At 52.5% G+C, this 20,561-nt stretch carries 21 protein-coding genes and 3 pseudogenes; 6 read left to right on the top strand and 18 right to left on the bottom strand.

The window, feature by feature from the left end; genetic code table 11:
- Positions 1 to 11: 11 nt before the first annotated feature.
- The 3 genes from NBH07_RS15385 to NBH07_RS15375 are packed head-to-tail and all read right to left on the bottom strand — an operon-like array spanning position 12 to position 3,359.
- Entirely contained in the window at positions 12 to 824 is an 813-nt protein-coding gene (locus NBH07_RS15385) for a DUF6047 family protein (RefSeq protein ID WP_128133913.1), read from the bottom strand.
- A gap of 5 nt (positions 825 to 829) precedes the next feature.
- On the bottom strand, positions 830 to 2,266 hold the full coding sequence (locus NBH07_RS15380; protein WP_250833549.1) for a DUF6047 family protein: 1,437 nt from the start codon (positions 2,264 to 2,266) through the stop codon (positions 830 to 832).
- Positions 2,267 to 2,270: 4 nt separating this feature from the next.
- On the bottom strand, positions 2,271 to 3,359 hold the full coding sequence (locus tag NBH07_RS15375) for a DUF4099 domain-containing protein (protein WP_250833548.1): 1,089 nt from the start codon (positions 3,357 to 3,359) through the stop codon (positions 2,271 to 2,273).
- 73 nt (positions 3,360 to 3,432) lie between these two features.
- Here NBH07_RS15375 and NBH07_RS22505 point away from each other — a divergent pair, with 73 nt between their 5' ends.
- From NBH07_RS22505 to NBH07_RS22500, 5 genes are all read left to right on the top strand, one after another.
- On the top strand, positions 3,433 to 3,567 hold the full coding sequence (locus NBH07_RS22505) for a hypothetical protein (RefSeq protein WP_255352150.1): 135 nt from the start codon (positions 3,433 to 3,435) through the stop codon (positions 3,565 to 3,567).
- Between the two features lie 108 nt (positions 3,568 to 3,675).
- Positions 3,676 to 4,017 (top strand): M23 family metallopeptidase, encoded by a 342-nt coding sequence (locus tag NBH07_RS15370; protein ID WP_350469282.1) that lies wholly within the window; start codon positions 3,676 to 3,678, stop codon positions 4,015 to 4,017.
- Between the two features lie 19 nt (positions 4,018 to 4,036).
- On the top strand, positions 4,037 to 4,195 hold the full coding sequence (locus tag NBH07_RS15365) for a hypothetical protein (protein ID WP_182423404.1): 159 nt from the start codon (positions 4,037 to 4,039) through the stop codon (positions 4,193 to 4,195).
- Between the two features lie 147 nt (positions 4,196 to 4,342).
- On the top strand, positions 4,343 to 4,789 hold the full coding sequence (locus NBH07_RS15360) for a DUF8464 domain-containing protein (protein ID WP_250833547.1): 447 nt from the start codon (positions 4,343 to 4,345) through the stop codon (positions 4,787 to 4,789).
- A gap of 199 nt (positions 4,790 to 4,988) precedes the next feature.
- Positions 4,989 to 5,165, top strand: a complete 177-nt coding sequence (locus NBH07_RS22500) for a DUF4948 family protein (protein ID WP_284706109.1) — start codon at positions 4,989 to 4,991, stop codon at positions 5,163 to 5,165.
- Between the two features lie 129 nt (positions 5,166 to 5,294).
- On the opposite strand, the gene NBH07_RS15350 is transcribed toward NBH07_RS22500, so the two are convergent.
- Positions 5,295 to 5,600, bottom strand: coding sequence for a hypothetical protein (locus tag NBH07_RS15350; protein WP_195319178.1), 306 nt, complete (start codon positions 5,598 to 5,600; stop codon positions 5,295 to 5,297).
- A 134-nt stretch (positions 5,601 to 5,734) separates the two neighbouring features.
- Between NBH07_RS15350 and NBH07_RS15345 the strand changes: the two genes are divergently transcribed.
- Entirely contained in the window at positions 5,735 to 6,682 is a 948-nt protein-coding gene (locus tag NBH07_RS15345; RefSeq protein WP_250833545.1) for a bacteriophage abortive infection AbiH family protein, read from the top strand.
- A gap of 203 nt (positions 6,683 to 6,885) precedes the next feature.
- Here the strand turns inward: NBH07_RS15345 and NBH07_RS15340 are convergent, their stop codons facing one another.
- The 14 genes and pseudogenes from NBH07_RS15340 to NBH07_RS15275 form a co-directional block, all read right to left on the bottom strand.
- Positions 6,886 to 7,341, bottom strand: coding sequence for an aldo/keto reductase (locus NBH07_RS15340; protein ID WP_350469290.1), 456 nt, complete (start codon positions 7,339 to 7,341; stop codon positions 6,886 to 6,888).
- A gap of 8 nt (positions 7,342 to 7,349) precedes the next feature.
- Positions 7,350 to 7,511 carry a hypothetical protein gene (locus NBH07_RS15335; RefSeq protein WP_167369816.1) on the bottom strand — a complete coding sequence of 54 codons (162 nt, stop codon included), beginning with the start codon at positions 7,509 to 7,511 and terminating at the stop codon, positions 7,350 to 7,352.
- A pseudogene (locus NBH07_RS15330) lies at positions 7,512 to 8,255 on the bottom strand (DNA adenine methylase). It lies immediately after the preceding gene.
- 36 nt (positions 8,256 to 8,291) lie between these two features.
- Positions 8,292 to 10,304, bottom strand: a pseudogene (gene mobC / locus NBH07_RS15325) (conjugal transfer protein MobC).
- A gap of 36 nt (positions 10,305 to 10,340) precedes the next feature.
- Positions 10,341 to 11,468: a conjugal transfer protein MobB gene (gene mobB / locus NBH07_RS15320; protein ID WP_250833544.1), complete on the bottom strand. Its 1,128-nt coding sequence runs from the start codon at positions 11,466 to 11,468 to the stop codon at positions 10,341 to 10,343.
- An 89-nt stretch (positions 11,469 to 11,557) separates the two neighbouring features.
- Positions 11,558 to 11,962 (bottom strand): annotated as a pseudogene (mobA, locus tag NBH07_RS15315) (conjugal transfer protein MobA); the annotation flags it as partial.
- Between the two features lie 178 nt (positions 11,963 to 12,140).
- On the bottom strand, positions 12,141 to 12,770 hold the full coding sequence (locus NBH07_RS15310) for an RteC domain-containing protein (RefSeq protein WP_075964299.1): 630 nt from the start codon (positions 12,768 to 12,770) through the stop codon (positions 12,141 to 12,143).
- A 292-nt stretch (positions 12,771 to 13,062) separates the two neighbouring features.
- Positions 13,063 to 14,346 (bottom strand): sigma-54-dependent transcriptional regulator, encoded by a 1,284-nt coding sequence (locus tag NBH07_RS15305; protein WP_075964298.1) that lies wholly within the window; start codon positions 14,344 to 14,346, stop codon positions 13,063 to 13,065.
- Positions 14,343 to 16,751 (bottom strand): hybrid sensor histidine kinase/response regulator, encoded by a 2,409-nt coding sequence (locus NBH07_RS15300; protein WP_350469287.1) that lies wholly within the window; start codon positions 16,749 to 16,751, stop codon positions 14,343 to 14,345. Before NBH07_RS15300 ends, NBH07_RS15305 begins: the two co-directional genes overlap by 4 nt.
- A 186-nt stretch (positions 16,752 to 16,937) precedes the next feature.
- Positions 16,938 to 17,639 carry a hypothetical protein gene (locus NBH07_RS15295; RefSeq protein WP_250833542.1) on the bottom strand — a complete coding sequence of 234 codons (702 nt, stop codon included), beginning with the start codon at positions 17,637 to 17,639 and terminating at the stop codon, positions 16,938 to 16,940.
- Between the two features lie 587 nt (positions 17,640 to 18,226).
- Positions 18,227 to 18,643 carry a hypothetical protein gene (locus NBH07_RS15290; RefSeq protein WP_075964296.1) on the bottom strand — a complete coding sequence of 139 codons (417 nt, stop codon included), beginning with the start codon at positions 18,641 to 18,643 and terminating at the stop codon, positions 18,227 to 18,229.
- 31 nt (positions 18,644 to 18,674) lie between these two features.
- Positions 18,675 to 19,121 (bottom strand): PepSY-like domain-containing protein, encoded by a 447-nt coding sequence (locus NBH07_RS15285; RefSeq protein WP_250833541.1) that lies wholly within the window; start codon positions 19,119 to 19,121, stop codon positions 18,675 to 18,677.
- Between the two features lie 51 nt (positions 19,122 to 19,172).
- Positions 19,173 to 20,048, bottom strand: a complete 876-nt coding sequence (locus tag NBH07_RS15280; RefSeq protein ID WP_250833540.1) for an RteC domain-containing protein — start codon at positions 20,046 to 20,048, stop codon at positions 19,173 to 19,175.
- Positions 20,041 to 20,373: a hypothetical protein gene (locus NBH07_RS15275; protein ID WP_233567099.1), complete on the bottom strand. Its 333-nt coding sequence runs from the start codon at positions 20,371 to 20,373 to the stop codon at positions 20,041 to 20,043. The genes NBH07_RS15280 and NBH07_RS15275 overlap by 8 nt, the downstream gene beginning before the upstream one ends.
- Between the last annotated feature and the right edge of the window lie 188 nt (positions 20,374 to 20,561).

Here is a 20,561-nt window from a genome sequence, read left to right as displayed (position 1 = left end):
TGTTTCTTATTTTACATTTTGGGACGTGTCCCGGTCCTTTTACGTGTTTTTCCTGGCGGGCTGTACAGCCTCTTCTCGACCTCCGGTCTGATCCTGACGGTTTTCCGGTCCACAGGCGGGTTGCCGCCGAAGATGATCCGGTCCGTAGCTTGGTCCACCCACGCGTAGGCATGCGAGGGGTTGTTCCCGCTTTCGTGCGGCAGATACAGCCCGAGGCCCTCTTTCAGTACGCTCCTGTGAGGTCCGTAGAGCGGGACTCCTTCCAGGATGACGCGCTCCGCCGGGTCGTCCAGTATTCTCCCGGCCGTCCGGTGTCCTCGGACATCATAGGCGGAGTCCATCAGTTTCTGCAGCTGCCTCCTGGTCTCGAGGGTCTGCAGTAATTCCTCCCTGTCGCGGGCAGATTTTGCGGGTATCCGTTGTAACTCCTCCACCCGGCGGTCATAACGCTCCAGGGCATCCAGGGTGTCCGTGATATTGACGTTGCGGGCACTTATCTCACAGCCCGCATTATGGCAGAAACTGCGGAAGTCCTCCGCAGTGGGTCTCATCTCACCTCTGTAGAGGAGTTCCATCTGGTCGCCATGAGGCTTCGGGCCATAGGGGTACTCGTCCGACCACATCCTCCCCGGGTTGACCCAGGGGCGGTTGCCAAGTTCCCCTTCGGCCCTGTAGACACTTAACGCTCCGGAATTGAATGCCGGATTGAAATAGGCGTCGGCCGTCTGTTGCAGGAACTGCCGCAGCTTTCTCCTGCCTTCCGCCGTGTCGGTAAAGGCAAGGAAGCCGCCCAAGGTCTCTATCGCTGTGTAGGTCTGCTCCATGATGTCTATAACTTTAAATAGTTTCCGTTCCTCTTCCCGTTTCTCTTTGCCCGCGTTTTATCCGTTTTTACTGCCCCCGCCTCATAAGGGACGATCTTGCCGTCCTTGACCTGGTATACAGGTTTGAGCCCTGGAGGATTCTTATAGGCCATGACCCGGTCGCAGGTCTTATCGGCATGGATGTAACGGAGTCCGGGCATTTTTGCCGACAGTCCGGGGAAGTAAATCCATCTCCCTTCGAGCAGCGCCCTTCTCAAAGTGTCATCGGCCTCGTGTTCCCCGATGAGGAACGGCACGCTGCGGTCATTCAGGAGCCGTTCCAGGGTGCGGTGCCCCCTTACGTCGAAATCCGTTTTCAGGATACGCCCCGCCTTGCCGTGCATGTCGTCCAGTATCTTTCCCATGTCATCGCCGCCGGGATTTCCCCGGAGAAAGCTGTCCATGCGTTCCACGAACTCCCGGAACTGGTGCCGGTAGGAAAAGGCGGGGTCAAGGATGAGCTGCCGGTCGAAGTGGCGGGTAAGGGAGAGCAACCGGTAGATATCCGCGTTGCACCCGCTCATCCCGCATCCGGAAAACTCCGTGAGGTTGCGGTATCCTTCAGCGGAGGGTGTCATGTCGGTAAAGAAGACCGGCTCCAGTTTTCTTTCATCGGGCAGGTCCGCCCGTACCGGGGAGTCCGTGAACTCGTACACGTGTCTTCCGGTATCGGGATCTTTTCTGCAGGAGGCGTCAATCAGCGGGGCCAGGCTTGCCGGAACGGAATGCATGTCATATTGTTTGACCGGTCCCGGTTCGCTGTGTATCCACCAGTAGTTGTCCGCCAGGTGTTGGTAGAACTCCTTCAGCCCTTTCCGACCCACCGGCCCGTCACTGAAAACAAGTATGCCCCTTGATGTTTCCACGATATGCAGGGGCAGCCTGTAGGCGGGCTCATAGCCGTATAGCCGCGCCTTCTCGTCCTGTTGCCGGCGAAAATCCACCAGGCGGTCGATCTCTGCGGCCGTCAGCCGCAGCCGTCCGCCCGGTTCCATGGACCGTTTCAGGACGGACCTCATGAACACCGCGTCACGCAGGTTGACGCTCACCACCGGTTCCAGGCCGCACCTTTGGATATGGGGCAGCAGTTTGCCTGTGATGTATTCCTTCACGGGGATGTCCCGGGATATGGAAGGGACATCGGACATACAGGGGAAGCGGTAGATCTCCAGACGGGTATCGGGGACGAAAACCGATATCCGGGCGGTCTCCATCCCGACATGCAGTAGGCTGAGGAACTGGTAGGTCATGCCGTCCTGATCCGGATTGACAGGGTAAAGCTGGTAGGAAATCGCAGCATGGGGCTTGTCCATGCCGGTTTCGTACCCGATGAGCAGGCACCCTCCGCCGTCCTGCCTGAACAGCTCCTCCAGTTGTTCCATGTTGTCTTTTATGGATGCCATGCCGTTACATTTTCGGGGTTATCTTTGATTTACGCGCATAGGTCCTCTTTTCAGGCTTCTGCGTTTTCTCCGGCGAGCCGCCCTTCTGTTCCTGCCCCTGTCTGTTCTCCGGCTTCTTCGTGCTTCTTTCCCACAGGAATTCGGTCCCGCGTTCGGCGGCGCTCATCTGGATGGAGGTCCGCAGGATTTTCCCGTTTGAGGACTTGAACTCGATGGGGACCTCCTTGCCGGCCGTGTAGTCGGCGTACTCCTGCTGCGAGAGCGTATAATCCTTGATTTTCTTGGGGCAGCGGGCCTGGTCCGCCGGGAGGAAGAACATCTCGTTGGTAACCGGGTCTTTTGAAAGGTAGCACGGTTTCGTCTCCTTACTGCGGAAGTCGACGACCAGGTCTACCAGCCTTCCGGCATTGCCTGTCCGGTTCAAGGCGTCCAGCACGTCCTCCTCCAGCTTGTATCCCCGGTATTCCTGCCCCACCTTGGGAGCCTGGCGGATAAAGTGCAGGTCGAATTTGGCCAGGCCGTTCTCGTCGCGGAAGAGCGAGAGCTTGGCATCCCCCTTCTGGCGTCCCAGCTCGGTGTTCATGGAGATGTCATAGGCTATGCCGGACTGTCTGCCCTGCAACAGCCTTTCCATGTCACCCGTCTGTCTGAGCACGTCCGGGGTGAGCCCGTAACGCTCGGCCTGCTGCCAGTTGATCTCGCGCTCGTTGAAAAGGTGGTTGTTGTAGATCCGGTTATCCCGGGAGAGCTCGCGTCTTAAGGACTCGTTTTCGGGGAGCTGTGCCTGCTCGATCCTACGCTTGGCTTCCTCCACCGGGGTCTTTTCTTCCATCCGGTACAGCGAGTAGCGTGTCGGATGGTTGTACTGGTACATGAAGTTCTTCCCGAAGTTGGTGAAGAAATTCCCATACCGGTCCACGCGGATAAACTGGTCCTTGTTCGTTTCATTGGCCTCGAGCGTCTCCAGCTCTCCGTTTGCCGCGATGCCCTTGACACCTTTCGCCTTCTGTTCCTTCTTGTCGTAAGCCATCAGGTAACCCTGTTCCTGGGTGGCGTTTTCGCTGCCTGTAGCAGCCGGTTTTACCTCTTCCATACTGTTAAATTTTAAAGTGGATAAATCGTTTCGGGAGATAAAATTACTATCTTCGTCTTAAAATATTCTGATTATGAGAAAGTTGTCATTGATAGTCATGTTTTGTCACCTTTTGTCAGCCTCCTCCTGTATAAGGGGAGACGGTACGGCTGGCGGAAACGGGGGTGAATTGTTAAAGGGACATTCCACCGGTACTGCCGGAAAGTGAACGGTTCCTTGAAAGTCCCGACATGTCCCCATTCTCCTGACGGATTATCCCGTGCTTTTCCCCCTTGACAGAAGATACACCCGTTTCAGGGTCTCGTCCTCGTTCGGTATGAGGATGCATCCGGTAAAGGGAAGGAGGCTGTTCCACCAGGGAGTGGACCTGGCCGCTCCCTATGGCACCCCGGTATACAGTGCGGGGAACGGCAGGGTTGCCGAAGCACGCTACAGCCGGAGTTACGGTTGGTTCGTGCATGTCCGGCATGCGGAAGGATACTCGACACTGTACGCGCATATGAGCGGGCTGCATGTAAAGGCGGGCACTCATGTCCGTATCGGACAGCATATCGGGAATGTCGGACATACGGGAGTGGCGACCGGCAACCACCTGCATTTTGAGTTAAGGAAGGACGGTGTCTTGCTGGACCCGCTCTCATGGCCGCCTTTTAAATAACCTGTAAAACAAGCAAGCGATGAACATCGAGGAAGTAAAGAAGATTCCGCTGGAGGATTTCCTCGGGCGGGCGGGATTCTCGCCTGTCAGAAGACAGGGAGACAGTGTATGGTACCTTTCGCCTTTCAGGCGGGAGCGTACCCCGTCATTCAAGGTCAGCCTTTCCCTGAACCTGTGACGTGATTTCGGGGAGGGAACCGGGGGCAGTATCATCGACCTGGCGCAAAAGCTGTACGGGGTGACGGATATCCCGACCGTATTGCAGAGGATCGAAAGCGATTTTCCGGCGTTTAGGCCGGTTTCCTCTCCCGCGAAAGGACGGGCTGTGGCATCGCCTTTTGAGGGGCTGCGCGTCTCACCTCTTAAGAACACCGTCCTGCTGGATTATCTCGGGACAAGGGGCATTCCTTCCGATATCGCCACAAGGGAATGCGTGGAGGTACATTACCGCATGCGTGGCAAATGGTATTTCGCGGTCGGTTTCAAAAACAGGAAAGGGGGGCTTGAAATACGCAACTCGTACTTCAAGGGTGCGGTTTCCCCAAAGGATATCACACATGTCAGTCATAATGCCGGGGATAGACGGCAGTCACCGGTATTGGTCTTCGAGGGGTTCATGGACTATCTCTCGTACCTGGCCTTGAAGGAAGGGCAAGCCGTGCCGGACTGTGTGGTGCTCAATTCTGTGGCCAACCTGCCCAAGGCAGTGGATATCCTTAAAAGTTACGGACAGGTCTGTTGCTTCCTGGATAATGATGAAACCGGCAGATAGGCGGTGGAGGAGATCGGAAAGCTGTGCGAAAAAGTAACTGACAAGGCCGTACACTATCTGCCACACAAGGATTTGAACGAATTCCTTCAGGAGAGGATAAAATCTTCTCAGGCGGACCGTACGAAGTCAGGGCAAGCCTGTGGATGAAAAATAAAGAGGTAGACAGATACGTAAATACGAAATTAAAGAAATACTGTAACTGCAGTGTTTTTGGTTTCTTGTATTTCTCTATGAATCGGAACTGGATAAAAAGCAAATACCGCCAATAGAACAACATTCGGATTTGAATGATATTTATTGCCAAACAGATAGTGATACGACTCTATACAAACCTATCAAAGACGGCTGGTATATTATGCTTGACCACGACCACTGAACTACCACAAAAAAGACGTTTGTCCTCGCAGTCATACAATATAAGGGCAGACGTCTTCTTAATGTGGATACAAAATCAAACAAGCTACAATCTACTGTTTGTAATGAAATACTTCCGCTTCATATACAATTAGTTCTCTAATCGGGCTTCCAAATCCTGAATGTTTTTTGCTACAAAAGCATACCCATCATTAACTATGCGCTTGTATTCCTCAACAGCTTTTCGTGCGTCCTCCGGATTTCCTGTGTAGTCATATTCTATTTGATGTGCATAACCTATGGCAAAGGGAACGACTCCATCTTTACCGCGCAACTTTTCTAATTCTTTTCTTCCTTCCTTACGTTCTTCAGCATCATCTGAGAATGTCTTATCTATAGCAGAATTCAACTGCTTAAAAACTTTCTGTTTTTCTTTTATGTAATCTTTGAGGTCCATAATTTATGATGGTTGATTTTCTGCAAAAATAAGTAAAAAAGTGAGACTATCAAAAAAAGAAGATATTTTTTTTAGACTCACAACTATTTTCTAACTTCGCATAAATGAAAGAATTAACTCATAAAAATACTTAAATGAAAAACTTGTATATTATAGGAAATGGATTCGATTGCCATCATGGAATAAATAGTAGTTATAGTGCGTACCGTCAATGGCTCGAAGAGAACGAACCGGAACTCTACGAAAGACTGAGAGAATTCTATTATGTGGATGATGATGAATGGTGGTGGCAGTTTGAAGTGAATTTAGGCGAAATAGAACTTGCAACCTACATACAGTATACTGCTTCGGAAAATCAGCCGGATTTTGCCAGTGACGAGTTTAGGGATCGGGATTATTATGCCGGTTCATATCAGGCAGAAAGTGAAATAGGAGATTTGGTCAATGACATTAAAGACACTTTCAAAGCATGGATTAACTCTTTGTCAAGAGCGGATGGAAGTAAAAAGATAAAGTTGACCAGAGGAGATGACCACTTCATTAATTTTAATTACACTTCCACCTTACAGGACTTATACGGTATTCCTGATTCAGAAATTCTTTACATTCATGGTAAGGCTTCCGATGAAGTGCTGGTACTTGGTCACAATAAGACTTATGAAGAGCTGACCAAAGCTGCAGAAGTTGTCCAACCGGAGCCTCCGGCGGATTTGTCGGAAGAAGAGCTCGCCGAGTGGTACGATGGGGAAGACTACATAACTCAAACAGTTCGTTATGCCGCTGTCAACGAAATATATAGAATTCGCAAAAATGTAGAGCAAATTATCCAAGATAACCGGAGCATCTTCTCTTCAATGAATAAAATCGAGCATATTTATATTTACGGTTTTTCTTTTTCTCCGGTTGACGAGCCCTATATTGACGAAATAATCAGCCACATAGACAAAGAGAAAGTGCATTGGACAATTAGTTATTACAGCGATGAAGACCAACAGAAAATACAAGCCTATATGCAGTCCCGCAAAATATTACCGGATTTGTGGGAACTTATGAAATTGGAAGATATCCAAATGTACAAGTAACAACGATTGTTCTAAGCTTATTGTCAAGTCACCTGCATTTCCGTTTATATTCAGGAAGCGGATATGCAGGTGTCAATATACTTATAATTTATGTACACCATATAAAATACAAACGGTATCTCCATGTAATAATAAAGCAGGCAAAAAAGAATGATATTCCATTTATCTTTTCGTCTGCTTTTGATGAATACGGTTATATACTGTCAATTGCCCGGATTGAAATTTTTATTATACTCCAATAGGTATTTCACCATCGCCGGATCATTGAAATCAACCTTAAGCAGTCCTGTATCCAACTTTCGAATCATCTTCCAGTCTGTTTCTGTCAGTTCGAAACTCTCAATGTCCAGATTCTCTGTCATGCGTAACGTATGTACCGATTTGGGAATCGCTACAATACCTTCACCCGTCAAGAAATTTAGAACGACCTGGGTACTGGTTTTGCCATATTTCGCTCCGATATTTTTCAGCGTTTCATTTGTGAAAATCCGGTATGTGCCTTGTGCCAGTAGTCCCCAGACCATTAGACGCGTTCCGTAATCCTTTATCAGTTTCCTCATTCTGGCCTGCTGGGAAAACACGTGTGTCTCCAACTGCAGGACGGCGGATTTGATTTCAGTGTTTCCCGCCTGATCAACAAACTGGGCATCATAGAGTATGACCAGTACTAATAATTTCTGATCAGCAGTTCATTGACCGTCTCCCTCTTCTCGGCTATGGAACAAACCGAGCGGAAGATACTCAGCCGCTGGATATGGAAGCCGGCGTACAGGTCGTCGAAGAAGGTGTTCTCCGGGTTCTTCTGACGGGGATCGGAGTTGGAGAGCATTCATTTGCTTCCTTTCTCTCCCAAGTCCTTGCAGAATCCGGCCAGCTCTATCTGGCAGTCGTCATCGAAGTCGTCCGGCATGTAGGAGGTACAGGCACCGGCCTCGTTGACGGGTTTGTAGGGCGGGTCGAAGTAGAAGAACGATTTCTCTCCCGCGTATTTTTCCGTCTGGCGGTAGTCCCCGTCCAGGATGACGACGCCCTGCAGCAGCTTGTGGTTGAAGCGGATCAGTTCCTCCTCCAGTATCCTGGCGCGGCTGCCCGTACCGAAGGTTACCGAGAGCCTGCCCTTGCGGTTGACCGAATAGATGCCGTTATAGCAGGTGCGCATGAAGAAAATAAAAAGGGCGGCACGTGTGATGCCATCCGGGTGCTCTTCGTTGAAGACCCTGCGCTTTTCCATGAAATAGTCCCTTCTCTCTGTACGTCCCTGAAGGGCGTGGTATTCGCTCTGGATGCCGGCAAGCAGTCCGACCAGTTCTTCCGGCGTGTCGCGTATGACACGGTAGACATTCACCAGGCTCTCGTTCGAGTCGTTGATCACGCAACGGATATGCGGATAGGTCTGTCTCAGTCAGAAGAACAGGGCGCCTCCCCCGACAAAGGGTTCCACATAGGTTTCCATTTCCGTGATATTTTCCGGCAGTGACTGGATCAGTACCGGAAGCAGTCTTCTCTTGCCTCCCACCCAAGGGAAGCAGGGTTTGCCGGGCAGACAGCCCGCGCTGGTTTTCTTCTTTTCCATGATTCGATAAATTAAAATGAATGGTTAAAACTATTGTTACCCGTCATCCTCCGTTTCCAGCAGATGTTTCAGGTCCGGGTCGTTCCCTATGCGGCGGAGCTCCTTTTGGATGATCCCGCCCACCTCCTCCTTGATGCGGTAGTAGTTACGCTCTATCTCTTCCCGCATATGGTCCTTGCCGTCCCTGCCGGTAAAGTCCGTAATCACGGGGATCGGTTTGTAGGCTTTCGTCTCTGCCGCCACCCTCGCGTTGTCCACAACGATCTCGCAGTGGAAGATTTTCTGCTCCATCTTCTCTTGGAAGCTGTCGCAGACGCTTCCCACGAACATGCCTTGGGAGAGGTTGGATATTTTCGAGGCCGGTATCAGCGAGTCCAGCTGGGTGCTGATGCTGGTCGATGTGTCCTCACGGGTCATGTTGACGGACTTGCGCTGCTGGAGCACCTTCCCGAACCGTTCCGAAAGGTTCTTGGCCGTTTCCCCCAACACTTGCCCGGCAAAGACATTGCCGACGGTGTTCTGGATGACGCGCGCCTCCTTTTCACCGTAGTCGCGTACCAGCTGGCTGAAATCCTGCGCGCCCAGGCAGACGGCCACCTTGTTGCTGCGGGCCGTGGCTATCAGGGTGTCGAGCCCTTTGAAATAGATCGTCGGGACCTCGTCCACCAGGATGGAGCACTTGAGCTTTCCCTTACGGTTCACCATCTTGACGATACGGGCGTTGTACAGCCCAAGGGCCGCCGAATAGATGTTCTGCCGGTCCGGGTTGTTGCCCACGCACAAGACCTTGGGGGCGTCCGGGTTATTGATGTCCAGTGTGAAGTCGTCCCCGCTCATAATCCAGTAGAGCGAGGGGCTGATCATGCGTGAGAGCGGGATCTTGGCACTTGCGATCTGGCCCTGGAGCTGCTCCATCGCCCCGCCTTTCCAGGCGTCCATGAAAGGCGAGAGGTAGTTCTCCAGCTCCCTGTACGAGGTCAAGATGGTGAAGATGTCCGAGTAGGGCTTGTTCAGCAGCTCGATGGCATGGGGAAAGGTACAGTACTTCCCGTTCTCGTAGATTTTAAGATACCATATGATGGCGGCGAACAATACGATCGGACTCTCCACGAAGAAGTCACCCTGTTTCTGTATCCAGGTTTTATTTAAATTTAACATTATTACATAGGCTGACTCATAGGCGTCGGCGATGTCGGACATGAATGCTGGGTTGATAGGGTTGCAGCGGTGGCTGTGCCGCGGATCGTCGAAATTGATCACGTAGAACTGGACGTTCGCCTTGTACTTGTCCTTGTTCTTGAGCAGATGGTTATAGACGATAAGGCTCAGGTCCGGGAACTTGAAATCATAGCAGTAAAGCGCATAGCCTTTCTCTATCTGCTGCTTGATGAACTGGTTGATGACACAGTAGCTCTTCCCGCTGCCCGGCGAACCGACCACCATGCAGCCCCTTTGGGGCAATACGACGTTGATCCACCCATTGTGCCATTTCTTCTTGTAATAGAACCGTGTGGGCAGGTTCACCGAGTATTCATTGGTGATCAAGCGGGTCTCCTGCATGAAGGACTCGTTCTCCTCATTGAAGATGTCATCCATCAGGTGTTCCTTTAAAAGACGCCCGGTCCACATGCCTGCGGTGAGCAGGCTGATGTATCCGGAGGTAAGGGCGGACACATACGCAAGGGTGGTGAGCGGGACACTCCAGCCGGCGGTGAGGAAAAGCTCGCTTCCCCAATAGAGGAGCAGCCCGGCTGCCAGGTAGCAGCCGATACGCCTTCATGTCATCTCCGGGACCCTCCGCCCTTTGGCGCCCATCGAGGAGAAGAAAAGGAACATCAGGCTGAAGCATTTGGTCACGGGGGAGCTGGTGAACAGCCCTGTGTCACGTTGGAAGTTCAGCAGTATATTGTCCACCATGCCGTTGGTACAACCGGCGGCATGGAAGAACGGATAGCAGAAATAATAGATGTTCATCACGAGAAGCAGGATGCTGACCGCCCGCATGAAGTCGATGGTCTTGCCGAGCCCTCTGGAATCTTCTTGTGCCATATAGGGTATGATGGGTTGTTATATGTGAATACTTCGTTAGTTGATCCGCGGGCCTTTCCGCCCTTTCCTCTTTTTCTTCTTTCCATAAACATTCCGGGGGATGTCCTCAGACGGGTAGGGACAGGATTCCATGGAGAAGAGATCCAGCAGGCCTTCCGCAAGCCCTGCCTCCCTTGTGTCCGTATTCACGGGCGGTTCCTGTCCTGAAGCCGGCTTGTCGGAGACGGACGGAAGCGTGCCGTATTTCCGGTTGATAACCGAAGCGGAGAACTCCTTGCCGAGTGCCGATCCCTTGAAGACCGCCTTGGTATTATGGTCTATATAGGTCACGCCGTAGATTACGCCCGCCCCGTTCTCCCAGAGTACGGGCACGATGCCTTTGCCTGCCAGCTCGTGCAGGAACCCTTCACGGGTATCCCGGCAGAGTGCCGTGCGGATGTGTTCCCTTGTCTTTTCCGGCAGGGAATGCTTTTTCATCCATGCCCTGCTTTGTGAGAACCTCTTTTGGAGGGCACGGTATCCCACGCTTTTCCCGATATCGCTGGATTTGATTCCGACCCCGGTACGTTTTCCCATCCCGTCGGTCGCCGCATAGACCAGGCCGTCGCAGCGTTTCCCGTCCACGGCCTTGTGCACTTCCTCCACGGTCACGTTGAAAAGCCCGAGCAGTGCCCTGAACTCCTTGAACGACTGGAAGCGGTAATTCTGCACGGCCGGTTTTACCACACCCGCAATCTGGTGTTTCAGTTCGCCTTTCGTGCAGTCCACCGCGGCCATCGGCCGGGAAATCCTGTATTCCTCCCCACGTGACTGCAGCAGGCCGTATTTCCGTTCCAGCTCCCGGCAGATGTTCGTCGAGCGTTCCCATTCCTTGTAATCCCTCAGTTTTCTTCCCTGTTCATCAATACGCAGGGAGACGATGTGGATGTGGGGACGCGCGTTGTCGTCATGGCGGAAGATAACGTAAGGCTGGTCGCCATATCCGAGCCTGTCCATGTATTCCCGCCCGATAGCTTCCAGCTGTTCGTCGGAGAGCACGTCATCGGGATGGGGATTGAGCGAGAGATGGATCACTGGCTTTTCCGTCCGGCGGTTCATGGCAAGGTAAGGTTCGAAGCTGCGCATGCATTCGGAGATGCCGACCTTTCCCTCCGGTGTCTCCATCACGCGGTTTCATGCCAGTGTCCGCGCTTTCCCTTTCTCCACTTTTTCCTGATTGTAATACAGCGCCCCGTAAATGGCGGCACCGGATGTTATCTTTGCAACCATTGTTCGAACTCTTTGGTAAGACGGATGATTTCCTTGTTTAACGATACAAACTCCACGGTCAGCTGTTCCAGCTTGTAAAGCAGGGCGAGGGCTTTCTTTTCGGTCAGTTCCCCGCTGTGGACCGCCTTGACAACCTGGTTGTAGTTCACCCCGACGCGGCGGTACTCGCTCTGCAGGTTGGTGAGCTTGATGTAATAGTCCGTGGCAACCTTGTCGATTTTCACCACTTTCATCGGCTTGTCGAAAATGACCGACAGGATGAACTGCGACTTGGTTACGGCACCGGAATTCTCATAGAGCCGCTCGAACTCGATGTTCTGGAGCTCGTTCAGACGGAATCCGTAGTAAAAGGAATGAAGCTCGGAGGATTCCTTCGGACTGCGGCCCCCTCTTCATGTCCGGGAGACGGCCGTTTTCTCTTTCTTGTACGCCTGTTTGATCTTAGCCATATTATTGATGTTTTTACCGGAGGCAAAGTAAATGATAATTCGTATACCGGCCTAATTTCGGAAGGTGACTATTCGTGACAGGAGATGACTATTCATGACAGGGGGATTTTCCTCCCTGTCATCCGTTCCCGATCCCGCAGTTTATGATGTTCTTTTCAAAGGCTTCCCGGAGTTTTGGGAGCAGTACTGAGAGGGTTTTCTTACGTCTGGCAAGGTCCGCACGCAAATCGTAGGGCTTGGGGATTCGGATATGCAGGAACTCCTCGAATGCCGCCACCAGGGAGGCGAATGACTGGCGGTTGCCGTTGCCGTCTGTTATCACTCCCAGGTAGTGCAGTGAGGCGATCAGTTCCATCAGGTTCACCAAGGAACCTTTCCAACGAAGGGAGAACAGGCCTGTCCGTCCCTTGTCGGTATCGGGAACGGTATCGCGGCATTCGGGATACCGAAGCGCGAAATGCAACAGTTCTATCTCCGTCCTGACAAGGCCGGATGCCTTCATCAGATAGATATGTGTCCGGCTGTCAACCCTGCTTCCGGCCATATTCATATAGGCGTCCAGTTCCGTCTCCATGTGGCGTAGGCGGCGCAGCCTCTTGGGGATGGGAAGCCCGCTTTCCGCCAGGGAGGCCAGATGGTCTGAAAATTCATCGTAGGCGGATGACAATACGTTTTCCATAGCATTTTTTCCTTCCAGGACGGCTTCTTGGAGATGGTTCAGCAGGCGGTGTGTTGTTGATGTTTTCATATGCTCAAACTTTAGTTTAACAATTCATGCCTTACGACAGAATATTAAAGGCGAATATGATGCCATCCGGTGGATGCCTATTGCATTTTCTTGTTAATAGTCAGATATTCAGCATGATAAAAATATCAGTTGAAAACAGGCTCAAAAAAAGAAATGTACACCGCTTTACAATAACTGTAAGGCGGATGTACATTTTATGTAAACCATGTCCGGCCGCTTGTATGACACTCTCATTTCGCTGTGGTTCCGGAAGGAGACTCACGGAGCTGGCCCGTATTGTACAACGGCCCGCTCATATAATCCGATATTTTCTCAGTTTCTCGTACAGGGAAGTCCGGCTGATGCCGAGTATCCTGGCTGCACGGGCACGGTTGCCCTCCGCCTCTTCAAGGGTCCTGAGAAGCAGCTGTTTTTCCTTTTCCTCCGGAATGGGGGCGGTTTCCTCCCGTCCGACGGCGAGGTCCAGATTCAGTTCCTCCGGTGAGATCCATCCGTCGGCAGAGAGCAGGACGGCACGTTGGATGCAGTTTCTCAGCTCGCGTATGTTACCGGGCCAGGGATATTTCTGCAATGAGGCCGCGGCCAGGCTGTTGAACCCGCGTACGGGCTTACGGTGCTTTTCTGAAAAATGCTTCACGAAGAACTCCGCCAGCGGAAGGATGTCCTCCCCGCATTCCGAGAGAGGGGGGACATTGATGGTGAACTCGTTCAGGCGGTGGAACAGGTCCTCCCGGAAACGTCCTTCGGATATCGCCCTCTCCAGGTTCTCGTTCGTGGCGGCCACCAGACGGACGTCAAAGGTGTATTCCTGGGTGGAGCCGACGGGCTTGTAGCGTCTTTCCTGCAGGGCACGTAGCAGGAGCATCTGTGTCTCGGGGGAAAGGTTGCCGATCTCGTCAAGGAACAGCGTGCCCCCGTCAGCCACTTGAAACAGCCCGTACCTGTCACCGTAGGCACCGGTGAACGTCCCCTTGCGGTGTCCGAAAAATTCGGATTTGGCAAGGTCACCCGTGATGGTCCCGCAGTCCACCGGGACGAAGGGCTTGTCCCTACGGTGGCTTTGTTCATGCAGCTCGCGGGCGATATGCTCCTTCCCCGTACCGGAGGCTCCCCGAATGAGCACGGAAATGTCGGAACGTGCCACCAGCCCCACTAGCTGGTACATTTCCCGCGCTTTGGCACTCTCCCCGCGATAGAATTCGTTCCCGTCATGTCGGGGACGGCTGAATATCTTCCCGATGGCTTCCAGCAGCCTGTCCGGCTGGACAGGCTTGCACAGGTAATTGACCGCCCCCAGCTGCATGGCTTCCACCGCGTTCTCCACCTGCCCGTAGTTGGTCATGATAAGGAACGGGGTGGCGTAGAACCTCTCGTTCATCCATTCCAGCAGGGAGGTGCTGTTCCCGTCCGGCAGGCGGAGGTCTGCAAGGACAAGGTCGAACTCCCTTGCGGAAAGGGCCTTGCGGGCAGCCGACAGCGTCGCGGCATGTTCGGTCGCCATCCCTTTCTTCTTCAGCCAGTTGCCGATGCTGCGGCTGAAAATCACGTCATCTTCCAAAATCAGTATCGTTTTCATTCCTTTCCCTCTTTCTGCATCAGTTCCGCATAGGATATCAGTTCCCTGACGGCACCGATTATTTTTTCTATTTTCACATATTCCTCTTCCTCCCATTGGCCCGCGTCGGATTTGACCAGCACCCACAGGTCCGCTACCGGATAGTTCAGACGCACCGTCTCCCACAGTGGCAGGCTCCTGTGGAGGATGGAAATGATTTCCCGGCTGTCCTTTTCTTTCACGGCGGCCGACAGCCTTTCGATGTCCTTGCGGCTTTCACTGACAAACAGCCCCAGCATTTCCTGCCGGTTGTCCTCTCCGGCAAGCAGGAGGGAGAAGTCCGGCCTCCACTCTTTCCCGTTCCCTTTTATGACCCGCATGATGGCGGTCACCAGCCCTTCCGCGGAGAAAGGCTTATGGATACATCCGGCGAAACCTGCGGAGAGGTATTCCTCTTCCCTGTCGGAATGTGCCGTGACGGCTATGGCCGGAATCTCCCTTGCCCGGGGGATGTTTGAGCCCCTCAGCAGTTCAAGGATCGAGAAGCCGTCCGCACCGGGCATCTGTATGTCGGTCAGCAGAAGGTCGTACTCCTGACTTTTCAGGCAGTCCATCAGTTCCCGGACATCCGTGCAGCAGTCACAGTGAATCCGGCTGCGGGAGAGCATCTCCCGGGTGATCCCCTGCTGGATACGGTCGTCATCCATGACCAGCACACGGGTGCCACCGAGCAATTCACAGGCCGGAAACACCTTCTCTTCCAGAGGGGCGGACTGTCCGGCCGGTGGTACGGGAAGGAAAACGGAGAAGCGGCTGCCTTCACCGGGAGCGCTCTTTACCTCTACACGGCCCCGCATTTCAGACACGAGCCGAGCCGTGATTGCCAGCCCCAGTCCGAACCCTGGAATATTACGCGCGTTGTCCAGCCTTTCAAACGCCCCGAATATCCGTTCTTTCTCCTCAGCGCTTATTCCCACGCCGGTATCCCGGACAGAGATGCTAAGTTCCCCATACAAGTATTCCGCCTCAAGGCGCACCTCCCCGTGGGGTGTGAACTTCAGGGCATTGGACAGCAGGTTGCCGGCTATCTGCCGGATATGCGAGCTGTCACAGCAGACGACGACGTCCAAGCCTGAGAGGGATACGGTGAACGCCAGGTCCTTCTGTCTGGCGATAAGTCGATGACTGTCCGCTATTTCCTCGAACAGGGCTTTTAGGCTAAAGAGCGTGTCATTGGAGCGAACTTCGCCTTCATCCATCCGGTGGTATTCCATCAGCGTGTTTACCAGGCCGAGCATGTAATCGGCCGAGTGCAGGATGTTGTCCAGATAGCCACTCCTGCGGCTGACGTCGCTTTCCGAGGGTAACAGTTCCGCGCAGCCTTTGACGGCCGCCAGCGGGGCGCGCAGGTCGTGAGCAACCGAGGCCATCAGCTCCTTGCGTGAGCGGAGCAGTTCCCTGTTCCGCCTGTCGGACTGTTCAAGCTCCCTCTCGTATTGGAGACGGCGGTTCAGGTCCCGGTGTATGACGGTATACAGCATGATCGCCAGAAGGGAGACGGACAGGGCAAGGCCGGCCACCATATGGTAGGAATTGTCCCGTTCAAGGACAAAGGCCCTGTAGCGTGCGGTAAAACGTTCGTTGTTTTTCCGCTCAAATTCGGAGATCATATTGTTCATCCTCCCGTTCAACTCCATACTGCCGGCATACAGGCTGTCCATCTGTGCCAGCAGCCTGGCCCGCCTTTCAGCCTGTTCCCGGGTGACCCTTTCATTCAGGGAGCGGAGCATGCGTGTTGTCGTCCCGGTTGAAGAGGGAACGGACAGGGATTGCCGTTTACGTTCAGCCTCTTCCCTCTGTTGCAGGTAAGCGGATTTGTTTTCTTTTCTACGGAAGATATCCCGGAAACTCCTTTTCTTTTTGGGTACATCTCCCGCACCGGCTTCCGGAGAAGCCGTATTTTCCTTTTGCCGTGCAGCCTGTTTCCGGGCTGTCAAGACAATGGCAGGAATGCTTTCTTGTACAATGCCACCTATGTCCTGCAGTTCCTTGAAGGTATGTACCGCCTTGGATAAAAGGAGTTCCTTGTTCCAAAGAAGAAGGCACAACGAGTCGATATGGCTTTTTTGTAACGGGGTATGGACATATTCTTTCAGAAGTTGCAGGCTGTCGCAGACCCCGTGGCGTTTGCGGCTGTATTCCCCGAGGTCGTCATCATCCCATGTGGCGGCAATCTCGGCATGGGTGGAAAGGTCCAGCAGGTCGATGTAGATTCTTTCAGCCAGACGGTGTATCGCCACCAGCTCTTTCTCCTTCTTACGTAGCATGTGTCTTTGCATTTGTTCCTGACGGAACTGATAGACAATGAATGCGGACAACAGAACCAAGATGGCATAACCGAACGATATTTTTAACTTCAACCATATTATACCATTGTTCATGATTTTTATTTATAAATACATACTTCTATATAATATCCACAAATTACACAGATAAAATAACCAGCAAAAGCATAAAATATTTGATATTGGCGTTCCAACATTTTAAGTTAAGAAGAATAACGTTCGCAGCTTGTTTTTATATTTCGTCTGCATTTATAAGGTACGCATTTTCTACTTCATTGCATGCTGATATTCATTCAGCGAGGGACAGGCTTGCAGGATCATCCTGTCCTGTTCTCTCAGCTTCGCCCTGACACTCGGGATATGGTGTCTTGCCATCCGCGTGAGGATGCCGGGCAGGTCACCGTCCACGATGGGCAGGCGGGCGGAGAGGCACGCCGCCAGCATGTCGGATATGAAGCCGTGCACGGGATCACCCTTTTGGGCGCTTTCCCATCTGCGAGAGTCCACATACGTGCCGTCCTGCTTGGAAAGCAGGGTGTGACACAGGAACTCGGAGAGCATGTCGTCATCCACGCAGTCGAGCCGGCTGATGAGTTGACCGGGAAGGCACATACGTCTCCGGAAATCTTCACGGGTGATCACGCGTACGGGGCGGTTGTCTATCTCCTTGCGTACTGACTTTAGGAGGGCATCGTCCTTTTCGGGTTCCTTGCCGGAAAGGAACACCCATACCGGCGAGCCTGCCGTGAGGCGGCCTGTCGGGCAGGGGCAGTCCTCGTACCACCTCACGATTTCAGAGAATTTGTGCAGCAAATAGTCACTCACTTCATTCTCGTAAAATATGCGGCCCGTATCGGGGGAAAACGTTTTCATCACGATCCCCGCACTTACCGGGAAGCCACAACGCACGAGGGCGGCCAGCGCTCTACCCGGCAAAAGTATGAATTTGTTCAATTTTAATGTTGCCATATTATTCTTGTTTTTGAATTTATTCTGTTCATATAAAAAACGGAAGCTTCGGACTGTCACAGGTGGAAGCTTCCATACATTTTAATTTCATTCACTTGTACCGCATCCGCCGATGCGAAGTGAACTAACTTCGAAAAAATATCTCCATGGCATGCCTGCCGGGGTAAAGCTGGCAGGCTGCCATGCTAAAGTGCAAGCTCCGGGCCTTCACAAGTGCGGGCCTTGTTTTCCCATGTAAAAAAGTGGTTTCCCACTTAATAAATCCAATCCCTTTTGGGGATTGAACTTTCCTAAAAATTCAAAAAAACTGTGTCCTACGGGCATTGCTACCCTTCGGCGGACATCTGGCGACCTTTCACAAGGACGCATTCCGTTTTCTTCATCGTAACTCTTCGTATATATGTCTAAATTGCACTTTTTCCTTTTTTACTTCCACGCTTTCCTTTTCCGCCCAGAGGAATGTGATAAAAGGAAGCGGTGGGCTGCATCTCGTTTAATCATAAAGAAGGCCCCAGGATGCCCGAACACAACTTAAACAGACAGCAGCCCACGCTTGTAGTGGCTGTATAGGAGTCAGTCCTGTTCCTTTAGCAGAACCAGCTTCGGTCGATGGCCGGCAGCTCCTTTTTCCAATACCACTTGCGCCAAGCGAAATGTTTGCGCACCACGAAGTAGCTTACTTCCTCGCTCTCTTTTTCTGCCTCGTAATCAAACGCTGAATGGCCGACAGCCAAGCGTTCAGCCCAGTAAAGGAGGTAGTAAGCGAACAGCGGCAGGGCGGCAAATCCCCAGCATACCTGCCAGCCCAAAAGCAGGGACGGCAGCAGGGACACACAAAAACATTCCGTGTATTGCCGGCGGTGGATGCTCATCTCCATCTCTTCCCAAATGCCTTTCTCGCCATAAGGGAGGGCAGTCAGGGTAACCAGAGGCAGGGTCACGTAATCGTAGGGATTCAGCCGGCCTTGCAGCAGACGGGCGATTTTGCTGTCATAGATGATCATAGCTCTTTAGTTATTGGTGTTTCATGCAGTTTTACAGGTCTCTCTCGGCGCGGATGAACGTGCCTTGATTGTTGTAGTACAGTTCCCAGCCGGGGATGTCTATCTCGTAACCGCCCGGTTGTTTCTCTACCTTGTAGGGTACAGCATCGGGGTAACGGGTAGCGATGTCCGTCGCGATGGCTTCCGGCAGGATGCCGTCCGGCAGCGCGGAGAACTTGCAGTCCACGCTTGTCCAGTCGCCCTGTCCGTCAAAGTCCAATTCCGTCCCATCCGAGAGCCATGCCTCGTATTCGGTTGTTCCGTCATCCTTGTCACGCACCGCACGGGTGCATTTCACACCGGGGAAGTACTGTGCGATGAACTGCCGCGCCTTTTGGGGCAGCGCGTCGTAGCCGATTTCCTTCTCGTCCTTGTCGCAGGATGCCCCTGCCAGTATCACGAGCAGCAGCAACAGAGGTTTGACAAATACCTGTTTCATTGTCCTTTTCTATTTAGGTTTCTGTTTGTTATTATTCAATTCTTATCCTTCTCAAAGCGTCTTTTTGTTCCGCCCTCCGGGGCGGTTGTTCAGCGGGCGGTTCATCCGCCTGAGCAGTGCGGCCTTCAGGCTGTCAAGGAAAGGCGTCTGCCGATTGCGGATGCGCAGGTCGCCGAATGTCCGGGACAGGTTCTTGTCCAACTCGATGTTGAATGCCCTCTGCACATACTCCGACAGCCTTGTCAACGGGACATCCCCGAATGCCTTGCGACTGTCCAATGCAAATAGTAGTTCGGTCAGTTCCGTCTTCGTCGCTTTCCACGTCAGGCGCACCTTCAGCAAAGATTCTTCGGCTTGCCGCAGCTCGAACACCTCCAATTCTTTCGTCAGGTAGCGGATCAGCCGCTCGTTGGCGAGAAGCCGTGCCGCCATGAAGTTACAGTTGGTCGAGAAAGACGGATCACGCTCGTGATGGAACGACTCCAAGTAGAGTGCCGTGTCAAGGTTGCCACGCAGGTAATAGAGCGCGTCCAAGTGGGTCAGCCCGGAGCGGTAGTAACGCACGAAGTCCGAACGTTTCTCGTTGTAGCGGTTGATGCCCCGTATCTCGTCTATCAGGTAGCTTCGCTGCGACTCGCTGCCTACCGGACGGTTCATCTCGATGTTGTATATCTTGCGGTAGTAGATGAGCCGGTGACAGATTCGGGGTTTGACCGTCTTGAAGAACTCGATTTCCTCCACTTCGTCACGGAAAGTATAGTCCGCGATGAAGGCTTTCAGTTGCAGGAAAGCGTCCGCGAGCACTAACGAGGCTTCGAATGACTTCTTGATCATGTTCAGGTCTCCGGCCTCTATCTTCTCCACCTTCTTTTCCGCCTCTTCCTCAAGCCTTGCTGCGAAGTCCTTCATGTCCGTCCGTTCAGCCATGCACGGGTATCTTCAGTTCCAATCTCTCGTCGTCCACCGCCACGCAGTAGTCGGCAAGGCCGTACCCTTCGAACTGCTCGGTGGTCACTTTCAGGTGTGTCACCTCTGTGCCGTCCAAATTCACTTCGTCCGTCAGCGTGCGGAGTTCCGGGTTCATACGCAGGGCGTTCTCCGCCGATTTGCCGTAGGCGTTCCAAGTCTCGTCCGTTCCGCTCCAATGGAGGTGGACGGCATCCGTGTTGCCTTTTTCCGTTTCAAGTATTTTCGTTGTTTTCATTTGTCTTCTGTTTTTATTGAAATAAAGGGGAACTTGCCGGTCTTTCACAAGGGCGGCAAGCTATAGGGTTATTATACATATTCCTCCCGCTGTGCTGGGGAGGGTCTTGATGTATTTAAAGTGTATATATATCTTGTTGGTTATGAAAGTAAATTACACCATCCGATGCGTCTTTCTGAATTGCAATTTACTTTCATGATTCTAAAGTTTAAATTGTAAATAATAGGTTGAGCGTA

The organism is Parabacteroides sp. B2-S-102 (assembly GCF_023656665.1).
GTDB classification, from domain to species: domain Bacteria; phylum Bacteroidota; class Bacteroidia; order Bacteroidales; family Tannerellaceae; genus Parabacteroides; species Parabacteroides distasonis.
This window is presented reverse-complemented; position numbering and strand designations above follow the sequence as displayed.

What these genes read in the sequence shown, in the direction of transcription:
- NBH07_RS15385 (WP_128133913.1), bottom strand. Translation starts at nt 824, where the DNA reads ATGGAGCAGACCTACACAGCGATAGAGACCTTGGGCGGCTTCCTTGCC.
- NBH07_RS15380 (WP_250833549.1), bottom strand. Translation starts at nt 2,266, where the DNA reads ATGGCATCCATAAAAGACAACATGGAACAACTGGAGGAGCTGTTCAGG.
- NBH07_RS15375 (WP_250833548.1), bottom strand. Translation starts at nt 3,359, where the DNA reads ATGGAAGAGGTAAAACCGGCTGCTACAGGCAGCGAAAACGCCACCCAG.
- NBH07_RS22505 (WP_255352150.1), top strand. Translation starts at nt 3,433, where the DNA reads ATGAGAAAGTTGTCATTGATAGTCATGTTTTGTCACCTTTTGTCAGCC.
- NBH07_RS15370 (WP_350469282.1), top strand. Translation starts at nt 3,676, where the DNA reads ATGAGGATGCATCCGGTAAAGGGAAGGAGGCTGTTCCACCAGGGAGTG.
- NBH07_RS15365 (WP_182423404.1), top strand. Translation starts at nt 4,037, where the DNA reads ATGAACATCGAGGAAGTAAAGAAGATTCCGCTGGAGGATTTCCTCGGG.
- NBH07_RS15350 (WP_195319178.1), bottom strand. Translation starts at nt 5,600, where the DNA reads ATGGACCTCAAAGATTACATAAAAGAAAAACAGAAAGTTTTTAAGCAG.
- NBH07_RS15345 (WP_250833545.1), top strand. Translation starts at nt 5,735, where the DNA reads ATGAAAAACTTGTATATTATAGGAAATGGATTCGATTGCCATCATGGA.
- NBH07_RS15335 (WP_167369816.1), bottom strand. Translation starts at nt 7,511, where the DNA reads ATGCTCTCCAACTCCGATCCCCGTCAGAAGAACCCGGAGAACACCTTC.
- mobB (WP_250833544.1), bottom strand. Translation starts at nt 11,468, where the DNA reads ATGGAGACACCGGAGGGAAAGGTCGGCATCTCCGAATGCATGCGCAGC.
- NBH07_RS15310 (WP_075964299.1), bottom strand. Translation starts at nt 12,770, where the DNA reads ATGAAAACATCAACAACACACCGCCTGCTGAACCATCTCCAAGAAGCC.
- NBH07_RS15305 (WP_075964298.1), bottom strand. Translation starts at nt 14,346, where the DNA reads ATGAAAACGATACTGATTTTGGAAGATGACGTGATTTTCAGCCGCAGC.
- NBH07_RS15295 (WP_250833542.1), bottom strand. Translation starts at nt 17,639, where the DNA reads ATGGCAACATTAAAATTGAACAAATTCATACTTTTGCCGGGTAGAGCG.
- NBH07_RS15290 (WP_075964296.1), bottom strand. Translation starts at nt 18,643, where the DNA reads ATGATCATCTATGACAGCAAAATCGCCCGTCTGCTGCAAGGCCGGCTG.
- NBH07_RS15285 (WP_250833541.1), bottom strand. Translation starts at nt 19,121, where the DNA reads ATGAAACAGGTATTTGTCAAACCTCTGTTGCTGCTGCTCGTGATACTG.
- NBH07_RS15280 (WP_250833540.1), bottom strand. Translation starts at nt 20,048, where the DNA reads ATGGCTGAACGGACGGACATGAAGGACTTCGCAGCAAGGCTTGAGGAA.